At 67.0% G+C, this 13,435-nt stretch carries 7 protein-coding genes; all 7 read right to left on the bottom strand.

Going from position 1 to position 13,435, the window contains the following annotated elements:
- The coding region (locus tag ACM6LR_RS23590; protein WP_414944494.1) for an amino acid adenylation domain-containing protein at nt 1–9,152 on the bottom strand (9,152 nt) is incomplete at its 3' end.
- Between the two features lie 63 nt (nt 9,153–9,215).
- The gene (locus tag ACM6LR_RS23585) at nt 9,216–9,425 is read right to left on the bottom strand and encodes an MbtH family protein (RefSeq protein ID WP_414941213.1); all 210 of its coding nucleotides are present in this window, start codon (nt 9,423–9,425) and stop codon (nt 9,216–9,218) included.
- A gap of 29 nt (nt 9,426–9,454) precedes the next feature.
- The gene (fabG, locus tag ACM6LR_RS23580; protein ID WP_414941214.1) at nt 9,455–10,213 is read right to left on the bottom strand and encodes a 3-oxoacyl-ACP reductase FabG; all 759 of its coding nucleotides are present in this window, start codon (nt 10,211–10,213) and stop codon (nt 9,455–9,457) included.
- Nucleotides 10,210–10,683 (bottom strand): 3-hydroxyacyl-ACP dehydratase FabZ family protein, encoded by a 474-nt coding sequence (locus ACM6LR_RS23575; RefSeq protein ID WP_414941215.1) that lies wholly within the window; start codon nt 10,681–10,683, stop codon nt 10,210–10,212. Before ACM6LR_RS23575 ends, fabG begins: the two co-directional genes overlap by 4 nt.
- Nucleotides 10,680–11,084: a 3-hydroxyacyl-ACP dehydratase FabZ family protein gene (locus ACM6LR_RS23570; RefSeq protein ID WP_414944493.1), complete on the bottom strand. Its 405-nt coding sequence runs from the start codon at nt 11,082–11,084 to the stop codon at nt 10,680–10,682. The genes ACM6LR_RS23575 and ACM6LR_RS23570 overlap by 4 nt, the downstream gene beginning before the upstream one ends.
- On the bottom strand, nt 11,078–12,172 hold the full coding sequence (locus ACM6LR_RS23565) for a beta-ketoacyl synthase N-terminal-like domain-containing protein (RefSeq protein WP_414941217.1): 1,095 nt from the start codon (nt 12,170–12,172) through the stop codon (nt 11,078–11,080). The genes ACM6LR_RS23570 and ACM6LR_RS23565 overlap by 7 nt, the downstream gene beginning before the upstream one ends.
- Nucleotides 12,172–13,392, bottom strand: coding sequence for a beta-ketoacyl-[acyl-carrier-protein] synthase family protein (locus tag ACM6LR_RS23560; protein WP_414941218.1), 1,221 nt, complete (start codon nt 13,390–13,392; stop codon nt 12,172–12,174). The genes ACM6LR_RS23565 and ACM6LR_RS23560 overlap by 1 nt, the downstream gene beginning before the upstream one ends.
- Between the last annotated feature and the right edge of the window lie 43 nt (nt 13,393–13,435).

Here is a 13,435-nt window from a genome sequence, read left to right as displayed (position 1 = left end):
GGATCAACCGGCAAATACGCCGCACCAGCCTTCACCACCGCCACCACAGCAACAACCAACTCACACCCACGCGGCAACGCCAGCGCGACAACCTTCTCCGGCCCAGCACCACCCACCACCAACCGAGGCGCCAGCCCATTCGCCCTGGCATCCAGTTCGGCATACGTCAAAGACTCGTCCCCGAACACCACCGCAACCGCATCAGGACAACGCCCCACCCAAGCCTCAAACAACTCCGGCAAACACGCACCAACACCCCGCGAACCATCCGCGCTCCCCGGCAACACCAACACACGCTCAACCACAGACAAAATCTCAAACCGGCTAACCCGCACATCCGGCCCAACCACCACCGCACCCAACAACCGCACCAACCGCTCAACCAAAACAACAACAGAACCACGATCAAACAAATCAGTACTGAATTCGACGAAGCCGTGCACGCCGTCGGCCGCCCCATCGACCGAGAACCGCTCGCCAAGGTTGAACAGCAGATCGAACTTGGCCCCGTCCACGGCGACCAGCTCGGCGGCGACGTTCAGTCCGGGCAGCTCCAGCGTCACCTCGGTGTTGTTCTGGAAAGCCAGCATCACCTGGAACAAGGGGTGCCGCGCCAAAGACCGTCGTGGGTTGAGCACCTCGACCAGTCGCTCGAACGGCACATCCTGCCGCGCATAGGCGGCAAGATCAGTCTCCCGCACTCTGCCAAGCAACTCACCGAAACTCGGATCACCCGACACATCAGTCCGCAACACCAACGTATTCACGAAAAACCCGACCAGATCATCCAACGCCTCATCGGCACGTCCTGCCGCGGTCGCGCCGATCGGGATATCGGTGCCCCCGCCGAGCCGGTTGAGCAACACCGCGAGTGCGGCTTGGATCACCATGAACAAACTGGCCTGGTGGTCGCGCGCCAAGTCGATGAGCGCCGCGTGCAGTCCGGCGTCGACCTCGAACGGGACGCTGTCCGCGACGTGGCTCGGTGAGGCCGGGCGTGGCCGGTCCGTCGGCAGGTCGAGTTCCTGCGGGATCCCGGCGAGTTCGCCGCGCCAGTATTCCAGTTGCCGCGCGAGCGGGCTCGCCGGGTCGTCCTCGTCGCCGAGTGTTTCGTGCTGCCAAAGCGCGAAGTCCGCGTACTGCACGCGCAGGGGCGCCCAGTCTGGTTGCTCGTCCCGGCGGCGAGCGGTGTACGCGTGAGCGATATCGCGGGTCAGCGGCACCATCGACCAACCGTCACCCGCGATGTGGTGCAGGACGACGAGTAGAACGTGCTCGTCGGGCCCGACGGTGAACAGGCTGGACCGGATCGGTGGCTCGCTGGTCAGGTCGAACGGCCTGGACGCGGCGGCTTTCAGCTCATCGGCGAGCCGGTCGACCGTTGTGTTCACCACAGACAGTTCGGGCTCGTAGTGGTCGACGACATGCTGATACGGCACGCCATCGGTGTCCGGGTGGATGGTCCGCAGGCTTTCCTGCCTGGCCACCAAGTCACCGACCGCGAGTGCCAAGGCGCGGCGGTCGAGTGGGCCGGACAACCGCACTGCGAGCGGCATGTTGTAGGCGGGATTCGGCCCTTCGAGCTGGTTGATGAACCACAACCGGCGCTGCGCGAAGGACAAGGGGACCTGTTCCGGCCGGGTCATCGGGCCGAGCGGTGCCCTGGCACCGTCCGCGCCGTCGAGGATCTCGGCCAGTGCCGCGACCGTCGGCCGGTCGAACAACGTCCGGACTGGCACCTCGACACCGAAAACCGCGCGGATCCGGCTGGCCAGTTTGGCCGCGAGCAGGGAATGCCCGCCCAGGTCGAAGAACCCGTCCTCGACGCCGACCCCGCGGATGCCGAGGACCTCACCGAACAGCCCGCACAGCACTTCCTCACGGGCATCGCGTGGCGGACGGCCCGATCCGGTCGCGGTGAACTCGGCGGCGGGAAGCGCCGCCCGATCGAGCTTCCCACTCGGGGTCAGCGGCAAGGCTTCCAGCACCACGAAACCCGCGGGCATCAAGTGATCGGGCAGACGGTCGCGCAACCAGGCGCGCACGGAGGCAGCCAGTCCGCCGATGTCCCGCGTTGCCGCGGGGTTGTTGGAGTACGCCCTTGGCTGCTCACCACCGGGCAGGTATGTCCGATCAAACACAACGGAATCCGTGTCCGCGGCATCGACCATGACCACGTCGAACGCACCATCGGTCAAGGTTCCGGAGAACGTCGTCACGACCCGGTATCCATGGTGCGCACCGAGGTCGTGGAACGCTCGCGGCTCCAACCCGGCGGGTTGTTCGTCGCCCGCGCGCAGCCTGCGGCGCACTTCGGCCAACCCACTGCCGCTCTCGAACAGCCGCAACGCCTCCGCCTCATGACGGACCCTGGCGTTGGGAACCGACGCGACACGGAGCGTGGACGGGCGCTGGGCGAAGAGGTGCTCACCCAGGCCGTCGACCGATACCACATCCCGGCCCCATTCGAGAGTGGGGCTGTCCAGCACCGAAAGGGTATTCGCGGCTCCGATGTGCAAAGTCACGTCGTACCGGTACCTGGTGAGTTCGTTGTGCCGGATCCCGTCCTTCAGACACACGGTCACCGCGTCGACACCTTCGATGCCACGCACCTGCTCGTCGAACCAGCTCGGGTGGACCAGAAGTTCTTCTTCCAGCACCACGCTTTGCTCGATCCGGGCCCGGACCGTGTCCGGATCCTCGGCCGGAGCCGCCTTGCGCAACTGGACCGCGGCATTGAGACAACGCAACAAGGCGAGGTTACGGACGTCACCGATGAACACCGCGCCACCGGGAGCGACCAGGGAAACGGCTTTGCGCAGGACATCGAGCAGGTAGTCGGCACTGGGGAAGTACTGCGCCACCGAGTTGATCACGACGGTGTCGAAGTGCCCCTCAGGCAGGCCGGTCATATCGTCGGCTAGCCGGACCCGCAGGCGGACGACGGAAGCAAGCCGATCATCCGCCTCGATCCGCTGCCGGAGGGCATCGATCGCGGCGGCGGAGAAATCAGTACCCCAGTACTCGTCACAGCGCGGCGCGACGCCGTCAAGGATCAACCCGTTACCGACACCGATCTCCAGCACCCGCTTCGGTCGCAAGTCCAGCACGCGCGACACCGTGGCCGACTGCCATTCCCGCATGTGGTCGAGCGCGATCGGAGTGCCGTCGTAACTGGAGTTCCAGCCTGAGAAGTCGGCCTCGGCGCGCCCGGTGTCGTCGTGCAGGGAGTCGTGGATGAGCTGCCACTTGTCGATGTACCGGTCGTCCTCGGCGACATCCCGCTGTGCCGGCGCAGGCACCAGGTATGCCGCCAACCTCCGTTCTCCCGACCGGTCCGCCCTGGCCACCACGGCGGCTTGCGCCACCCCTGGGTGACCGGCGATCACGGCCTCGATCTCACCGGGTTCGACGCGGAATCCCCGAATCTTGACCTGGTCATCAGCGCGGCCGACGAACATCAGCTCACCGTTGGTGACGCGCCGGACCAGGTCACCCGTGCGGTACATCCGCGAACCGGCAGGCCCGAACGGGTCGGCGACAAAGCGGACAGTGGTCAGCGGCGATTGGTTGAGGTAACCGCGTGCCACTCCGGCACCGGCGAGGTACAACTCGCCGACCGCGCCGGACGGCAGCGGCCGCAGTGCCGCGTCCAGCACATAGGCGCGGATGTTCCACAATGGACTTCCGATGGCTGGTGCCGCGCCCGGGACCATCGGTTCGCTCATCGTGGCACACACCGTGGCCTCGGTCGGCCCGTACGCGTTGCGCATGGCTCGACCGACGGCCCAACGCGCGATGACTTCAGGCGCACACGTGTCGCCGCCGACGATCAAGGTCCGCAGCGCGGGTAGCTCACCGGCCGGCATCGTACCGAGAACCGCCGCAGTCACCTGGACATGGCTGATCTCGTTACGGCTCAACGCGTCCAGCAGCTCCGGACCGGCAAGCGGTCCTGACCCGGGCAGGACGAGAGTGGCACCGTTGAGCAGGGCCATGCACAGGTCCCCGACCGCGACGTCGAAGCTGAGCGCGGACATCTGCAGCACGCGATCCCCGACGCTCGCAGCATGGGTGGCGGCGAGGTTACCGATGCCGGCATGCGACACGACGACGCCCTTGGGACGGCCGGTCGAGCCGGACGTGTAGATCACGTAAGCCGCGTTGTGCGCCGCCAGTCCTGAGGCTTCCAGATTCGTAGCTGGCTGGGCCGCCACAGACCGCGCGGTCACCGGCTCATCCACGATCAGCACCGGCACGTTCGGGCTCACAGGGAGTTCCCCGGACGCATGCGTGGTCACTAGCAGCATCGGGTCGGCGTCGGCCAGCATGAACTCCAGCCGGTCGGCCGGGTAGTCCAGGTCGAGTGGCAGATACGCGCTGCCTGCCTTGGAGATTGCCAGCACGGCGACAACCATGTCCACCGACCGGGGTAAGGCCAGCGCGACGATCCGTTCTGGACCGGCACCAAGTCCGGTCAACTGCCGCGCGAGCCTGTTCGCCCGCGCGTTCAGCTCCACATAGGACAGTTCAGTGTCGCCGCATATCAACGCGATCGCGTCGGGCGTACGCTGTACCTGCTGCTCGAAAAGCCGGGGCAAGGGCTCGCTGGAGACCGGGTGCGCGGTGTCGTTCCCTGCGGCGGCGAGTTCGGTCTGCTCGGTGGCGGACAGCAACGCGAGGCGGTCGATCGGGACGTCAGGGCTCTCGACCGCCGCTGTCAGCATCCGGGTCAGCCTGCCGGTGAGCTCGCCGATCGCGTCGTGGTCGAACAGGTCAGTGCTGAACTCGGCGACACCTTCCAGCCCGGCTGGGCGACCGGCGTCGTCGAATTGCTCGGTAAAGCTCAGTGTCAGATCGAACTTGGCGACACCCGCACCCACCGGGTGTATGTCAAGCTCGAGACCAGGGGCCACGGCCGAGCCACGCGGCGCGTTCTGCAGCACCAGCATGACCTGGAACAGCGGTTGCGACGCCAACGACCGCGCCGGGTTGATGATTTCGACCAGGCGGTCGAACGGCAGGTCCTGGTGCGCGTAGGCGGCGAGGTCGGTTTCCCTGACCCGGTCGAGCAACGTACGGAAGGTGGGGTTGCCCGAGGTGTCGGTGCGCAACACCAACGTGTTCACGAAAAAGCCGACCAGGTCGTCGAGTGCTTCGTCGGTACGTCCGGCGATCGGACTGCCCAGCGGGATGTCCGTACCCGCACCCAGCCGGGTCAGCAGGCCCGCCAACGCCGCCTGCAGCACCATGAACAGGCTGGTGCCGCTGTCCCGCGCCAGCGCGAGCAAAGCGTTGTGCAGCTCGGCGTCCGCGGCGAAGCCCTGCACGTCACCGTGGTGGCTGGCCTGCGCCGGACGCGGTCGGCTGAACGGCAGCTCCAGCCGGTCCGGCAGATCCCGCAGCGTCTCCAGCCAGAATGTCAGCTGACTGGCGAACAGGCTCGCCGAGTCCGCCTCAGCACCGAGCAACTCACGTTGCCACAGCGTGTAGTCCACGTACTGGACAGGCAGTGCCTGCCAGCTCGGGACCTGCCCGTCGCAACGGGCGGTGTAGGCCGTGACCAGGTCGTCGACCAGTGGCGCGAGCGACCATCCGTCACCGGCGATGTGGTGCAGGACCACCATGAGCACATGCCGATCGCCGCCGGTGCACAGCAGTGTGGCGTGCACCGGCGGTTCGACCGCCAGGTCGAAGCAGTACCGCGCCGCGACCGCTATGGCCGCGTCCGTCTCCTGAGTGTCCACGACAAACAGCTCGACCTCGGCGTCCGCTGGGGCGAGCACCACCTGACGCGGAGTGCCCGCGGTGTCCGGGAACACCGTACGCAACGTGTCGTGCCGGGCGACCACGTCGTTGAGCGCGGAACGCAGCGCCGAGCGATCCAGCGTCCCGGTCAGCTCAACCACCAACGGGATGTTGTACGTCGGGTTCGGCCCTTCCATCTGGTTGATGAACCACAACCGGCGCTGGGCAAAGGAAAGCGGGATCTCCGCGGGCCGCGGCACCGACCGCAGGGCGGGCCGGACGACACCGTCCATGCTGATCGTGCGGGCCAACGCGCCAGCGGTCGGGTTCTCGAAGACCTCGGCGATCGTCACCTCGACGCCGAGAACGGCCCTGATCCGGCTGATCAACCGGGTCGCCAGCAGCGAATGCCCGCCGAGGGCGAAGAAGCTGTCGTCGACCCCCACCGACCCGGCGCCGAGCACCTCGGCGAACAAACCACACAGGATCGCTTCATGCGGGGTTCGCGGCGGCCTGCTCGCGACACCGGCGAAGTCCGGCGCGGGCAACGCCTTGCGATCGACCTTCCCATTCGGTGTCAACGGCATCGCTTCGAGCACCACGAACCCAGCAGGCACCAGGTAGTCCGGCAACAGCTCGGCCGCAGCGGCGCGCAGGTCCACCGGCCGTGCCTGCGATACAACGTACCCGACAAGGCGCGTCTGGCCCGCCGCGTCCGTATCCACCGCGGCGACGGCGTCGGTGACGTCGGACAGCGCACGCAACACGGTTTCGACCTCGCCGAGCTCGATCCGGTGACCACGGATCTTCACCTGGTGGTCACGGCGTTCGAGGAACTCCAACTGCCCGTCCGGCCGATAGATCACCCGGTCACCCGTGCGATACATCCGCGCGCCAGGTACGGCCGAGAACGGGTCAGCCGGGAACACCTCCGCGGTCCGCGCCGGATCGCCGAGATATCCGCGTCCCACACCGGCTCCGCCGACGTACAGCTCACCGGGCATGCCGATAGGCACTGGGCGCAACTCATCACCGAGTACGTAGAGCCGAGTGTTACGCACTGCGCGGCCGATCGGCATCCGTGGCACTTCGAAGCTATCGCCCGCCGCCAAGACCGCGTGTGTGACGTCGTCGGAGCATTCCGTGGGCCCGTACGCGTTCATCATCGAAATACCGGGGAACCGCGCGAACCAACGGTCACACAGGTCCGGTGGCAATGCCTCACCGGTGACCACGAGCCAGCGCAATTCCGGCAGCGCCGGAGCGAGATCGCGGGCGTCGAACGCGTCCAGCGCCGTGCGCAGCAACGACGGGACGACTTCGAGGATCGTTACGTGTTCCCTGGCCACCCTGTCGAACAGGGCGATCGGGTCGGCGGCGACGTCCCTGCGCACGGCACGCACCCGGCCGCCGACGATCAACGGGGCGAGCATTTGCCACACCGAGATGTCGAACGTCAGCGGCGCGTTCTGCACCAGATTGTCCTGATCGGACATACCGAGGTCGTCGACCTTGGCAAGCAGGTGGTTCACCATGCCACGCCGGTGCACCATGGCGCCCTTGGGCTTGCCGGTCGAGCCAGATGTGAAGATGACATAGGCGAGGTCGTCTTGTACGCCGCGCGCCGCGGCCAGCCGGTGAACAGGGTCTACCGCGTCGTCGGTGACCACTACGCGAACCTCATGCCCGGCTGCGGCCGCGGCCTGCTCGGCATGCGCACGGCAGTCCGGATCCACCAGCACGATGGTGATCCCGTTGTCGGTGAGCAAGCTCGCCGTCCGAGCGACGGGGACGCTCGGATCCAGCGGCACGTAAGCACTGCCCGCACCGAGCACACCGAGCACTGACGCGATGAACGTCGGCCCGTTCACCCCGAAGACACCGATTAGATCGGCCGCGGGCAACCTTCGTGAGATCGCGCTCGCGCGGCCGACCAATTGTTCGTACGTCACCTCACTGTGCTCGTCCACGACAGCCACCGCGGCCGGCCGGTCGTCGGCGATCCGCCGGATCCGTTCGACCACTCCGACGTACTCGTCCGGTCGTTCGGTCCGGTTCCACTTGTCCAGCAACAGTTCGCGTTCGGCCAGGGGCAGGACTTCGAACTGGTTGACCGGCGTCTGCGGAGTCGCTTGGGCAATCTCTTCGAGCAAGGCGATGTACCGCGACCCGTGCACCGCGATGTCTTCCTCGCTGTACAAATCCGGGTTGCCGTAGAGCTCGACCCGCAGGCCTTCGTCGTCGTGGTCGTCGAAGATCGACATGGAGAGGTCGTCGACCGGGCCCATCGCCAGATGTCGTTCGACCGCCTGCAGATCACCGAACCGGAGCTCACCGGCGACCGCGATGATGTTGACGTGCGGACCGGCCAGCTCACGGCCGTCATTCACCGCCCCGAGATCCCTGGCCAGATCCTCATAGCGGTAGCGCTGGTGCCGCAACGCCTCCCGCAGCCGGGTCTGGACCAACTTGAGCAAGTCGGCCAGCGTCATCCCCGGATCCATGGCCAGCCGGACCGGCAGGACGTTGGCCAGCATGCCAGGAACGCCCTGTTCGGCCCTGCCTACACGACCGGTCACAGGTAGACCCACGAGGACGTCCCGCTCGCCAGTCGCCCGCCGAAGCAGGATCGCCTGCGCCGCAATGGGAACACACTGCCACGCGGCCCTGGTCTGCCAGGCGACGTCCCGCAGGCCGGTGGAGGCCGCTGCCGACAGGTAACCGCCCCACCACCGCGATCCCCGCGCGGTGCTCACTGGCCTTCCCGAAGGACTCACCGGTTCGGCGCTGTCCTTGAGCCGGTCCAGCCAGTACTCACGGTCCGCCACACGCTGCTCGGAACCGCGGTAAGCGTGGTCGCGGTCGACCAGGTCGGCGAGCCTGCCGAACGGGCTGTCGCCGATCGGCTTGCCCTCGGCCAAGGCCGTGTAGACCTCCGCGGTACGACGAGACAGCAGGCCGACGGTGATGGAGTCGGCGACAAGGTGGTGGTAACGCTGGAAAGCGAGGTACCGGTCGTCGGAGAGGCGCAGCAGCCCGAAACCGAACAGCGGCGCCTTGCCCGGATCCATCGGAATAGCCAGCTGTGCTCGCATCCACGCGAGCGCGGCGCCGTGGGGGTCAGCCGCCGAACGGAAGTCCTGGTGGACCATGCTCCAGTCCACCGACGGCGACACGATCTGCCAGTGCTCCTCGCCCTCTGCGACGACCCACGTGCGCAGGCTGTCCGCCTCGGCGACGGTCTGTCGCTGCGCCGCTTCGAACAGGCCGACGTCCAGTGCGCCACGGATGTCCATGTACCCGCCGATGGTGAAGATCGGGTTCGCCGGGTCGAGTTGCTGGCCGAACCAGACACCGAGCTGGGCATCGGTGAGACGCAGGCGAATGCCCTGGTGATCGGACATGATTTTGTTCCCCCAGTTGACGCTGAACTACGGCTTATCCCAAGCTCCGGCCCGCTTGGGCCGTCAGCCGTCCATCGCTTCGATCAGGCTCTTCGGACGCATGTCGGTCCAATGCTGGTTCACGTAGTCCAAACAGGACTGACGGTCGGTCGCACCGTGGACCGTCCGCCACCCGGCGGGGACCTCGGCGAACGCGGGCCATAGTGAATGCTGTCCCTCGTCGTTGACCAGGACGAGAAACGAGCCATCTGGATCGTCGAACGGATTGGTCATGATATGTGCTCCTTCGAGTTGACCGGCGGTCAGACGACCCTGATTCCGCCGTCGATGTGGAATACCGACCCGGTGATGTAGCCGGCCCGGTCGGACAACAGGAAGCCGACGAGATCGGCCACCTCCTCGGGGCGGCCCATCCGGCCGAGCGGCACCGAGCTCAGTGTCTGAGCCAGTGCCTTGGGTTTGAGCTGTGCGGTCATATCGGTCTCGATCAGTCCGGGCGCCACGGCGTTGACCCGGATGCCGTACCTGCCGACCTCTTTGGCCAGTGCCTTGGCGAAGCCGAGGATTCCGGCCTTGGACGCCGAGTAGTTCGTCTGCGTCGGCACGCCGTGCACGCCCGCGACCGAGGACACCAGCACCAGGCGGCCACGTTTGCGTTTCATCATACCGAAAACGGCTGAATGGCAGACGTGGAACACCCCGTCGAGATTGGTGTCCAGAACGTCGTGCCAGTCCTCGGGCCGCATCATCACCAGCGGCGTGTCCCGTGCGGTGCCCGCCGAGGTGACCGCGACGTCGAGCTCGCCGAGTTCTCTTTCGGTGCGGTCGATCCAGTCCTTCACCGCGGCGGCGTCGCTGACGTCGACCTTTGCCGCCAGCACGCGCCTGCCGAGGCCGGCGACCTCTTTCTCCACTTCCCGCGCGGCCTGCTCATCCGACCGGTAGCAGAAGCTGACGTCGTACCCGTCTTGCGCCAGTCGGACCACGATGGCCCTGCCGATGCCCCGCGAACCGCCACTGACCAGCGCTACCGGGGCAGGTGGTGTGTTGTCGGCCGTCATCTTCGCTCCTTGAGATGTTGTGGGCGCAGTTGGTCCACCGTCCGGATCGCCGCGACCATCCGCTCGACCGTGAGCACCGTCGCCCCCGCGACCATGCTGGATCCGCTGAACAGCAGTACGTCCTTCAGCATTCGCTCCAGCCGGACGTGGTGTTCGAGCACCGCACCGGGCAGGACCTCTGTCAGGAATCGGACACCGGTCACCGAACCCAGGACCGGCGGATGATCGGTGTCCGGCAACGACATCAGGCCCAGCGCGCCCGCTGCCTGTGCCCACGACTCAAGTACCAGGTTTGGCGGGTACGCCGTACCTGGGGCGTCCGAACCGGTTCGCGCGTACCAAGGTTCGTTGCAGGTCACGGATTTGCGGGCGACCAGCCGCTCACCCGGCACCACGTGGACGACCTCGTCCACTAGCAACATCGGGTAGGTGTGCGGCAGCAGGCTTCCGATGTCCACGTGACCGGTCACCCCGCGCCTCCTCGACGATAGGTCAACCGGATGGTGGCGATCGCGCTTTGGCCACTGTGGGCTTTCGCGGAACACCGCACGCGGTCGGCCTCGGTGTTCCACCGCAGGTCGATGATCAGCTCGTCCCCTGGCACCACCGTCCCGGTGAACCGGGCACTCTCGATCCCGTCCATCCGTGCATCGGCGAGCAGCTCGGGCGCGACGGTGCGGAGGCTGTGGTGGACGCACTCCAGCACGCACACTCCTGGCAGGATCGGAAATCCGGGGAAGTGTCCCGCGAACACCGGCTCCTCGGCGCCGATCAACATGGTGGTCGCCGCCTGCCACTCCCCTTCGACGACAACCGGGTCGCGCAGTACAACCGGTCGGGCCACAACGGAACTCGCGGGTGTGGTCAGCATGCCGGGCCTCGCAGCCGCAACAAGGCGCCCGCTACCGTCCCGTCACGGTCCGAGGACGAGACAATGGCCAGCTTTCCGATCGCGGCCTCGTCTTCGGCCGCGGCGGCGAGTATCGCGGCGATCTGGAAGCCCGCCGAGGCGCATCCGGTGTCACCGACGAGTTCGGTCACCGCGACCCGCTCCGTCGCCTCGGATCCGAACACTTCGACCATCACATCCTGTTCGGCCGTACCGGCGCCGGGCGAGTCGCCGGAGGATGCCGCCGCCCATACGTCGGCAGGCGAGGCGCCGGCCCGGCCGAGAAGGTCGAGCAGGCACGCGCGGACCGACTGACGGAAATCGGAATCCAGACACACCGAGTTGTGCACAGCGAGCAATTCGGCCTGAGCGGACCCTCCGGTGTTTTCCGCTGCCGTGAGCATCAGCACGGCACAGCCTTCGCCTGGCACGGCCGTCGCCCGCTCGCCGCCGCGGCTGCGATGGTCCAGCCACGACCGTGCGGTCGAATACTCCTCGGCCCCACCGCAGACGACATCGGTCACATGGCCGGATCGCAGCAGCCGCCGTGCGTAACCGAGCGCGTGCAGACCCGCCGCTTGCCCACCCGCGACTGTCGCATTCGGGCCTTTCAGCCGGTGCCAGATCGCACTGCGCGCCGCGACACCGTTCATCGCCGCGTTCGGCATCTGTGCCGGATCGACGAAATACGGCACGTCCGCGGTGTACGACGGCCTGATGAAGTCCATTGTGCTCTGTGCGCTGCCGATCGCGGTGCCGAGTACCAGCCCGGTCGCAGCCAGCCGGGCGTCATCGTTGTCGACACCAGTCCGGGCGAGCAGCTCTCCGATCGCGGCGACCGCGAGGCCGGTCAACCGGTCCATGGTGCGGGTTCCCCTGTGGCCGAGCACTTCGCGCACGTCGAATCCGGGAACCAGGCACGCACGGTCCTCAGCGGACTGCCAGTGGTCCAAGTCGAGTCGGGTGACGGTACCGCGAGCTGTGTGTATTCCTTCGGCGAACGCGTCATTGCCGAGTCCGTACGGGGAGACCACGGACCAGTCAGTGATCGCTACCGCGCCAGGCGTCATCAGCGCTCTCCATACCTTCCGAGAAGCACGACGGCGTTGTTGCCGCCGAACGCGAGCCCGTTGTTCTGCGCGATCCGGACGTCCGCGGGCACGGAAACGTTGGGCACGCAGTCGATCTCGCACTCCGGGTCGGTCTCGCGGTGGTTGATCGTCGGCGGGATGAACCCGTGTTTGATCGCCAGCGCGCAGCCGATCAGACCGAGCGCGCTCGCCGCGCCCATGGTGTGGCCGAGCATGGACTTGAGCGACACGGTGCGTGGCGGCGTAGTACCGAAGACCTCTCGGATCGCCCGTGACTCGACCACGTCATTGGCTTTCGTCCCGGTGCCGTGCGCGGAGATGAAATCGACTTCCGCCGGGCTGACGCCCGAGTTGCGCAGTGCTGCCGACATGCATCGCGCGACACCGTCCTGCTGCGGCGCCACCTGGTGGTAGGCGTCGCAACTGAGTCCGTAGCCCAGAACTTCGGCGTGGATGCGCCCACCGCGGGCCAGCGCTGACTCCAGGCTCTCCATCATCACGAATCCCGATCCTTCGCCGGTAAGAATTCCCTTACGGTCCTTGTCGAACGGGCGGCAGACGTCCGGCGCGATCGTGCCCATCCGGTAGAAGCCGACGAAGGTCCGCCTGCTGATCGCGTCCGCGCCGCCGCAGAGCGCGTAGTCGACCTCGCCACTACGGATGGAATCGAAGCCGTGGCCGATCGCGTAGTTGCCGGCCGAACACGCGGTGACGACCGTCATGGTCTCCACTGTGGACAGTCCGAACTCCCTGGCAACCGCGAGCGGCATCCGGTGCGGTGCCACCCGGCGGGCGACGACTGGATCGTGCCCCTGCGGACCGGTGTCGACCTCCGCACGGACAAGCTGGTCGATGTGGTCGCCCTCTCCGTCGGTAGTGCCGATCGCGATCAGGCCACGCCTGGCCCGCAGCGCGTCCAACGGCCACAGTGCGTCCGCAACGGCCATCCGAGCACCGGCGACGGCGAACTGGCTTGCCCTGCCGAGACTTTCCGGCTGCTGCTCGCGAACCCACTCCGCAGGGGAGAAGTCGTGCACCTCACACGCGTTCGTGTGGTCGAATCCCGTGGTTTCGAAGGCTTTGATCGGCGATGCACCGCTTCGGCCCGCACGCAGTCCCTCGGCGTACTGCTCGATCCCGGTACCGATGCTCGACAGCACCCCGAGACCGGTCAGCACGACCCGCCTGGACGCGGCCATCGGCCGCGCTAACTCACCTGACACCTAGCCAACCCCCAGTCTG

It is taken from the genome of Amycolatopsis sp. cmx-11-32 (genome assembly GCF_047608695.1).
Taxonomy (GTDB): Bacteria; Actinomycetota; Actinomycetes; order Mycobacteriales; family Pseudonocardiaceae; genus Amycolatopsis.
The sequence above is the reverse complement of the archived record's forward strand: the minus strand, read 5'-3'. Positions and strand labels throughout refer to the sequence as shown.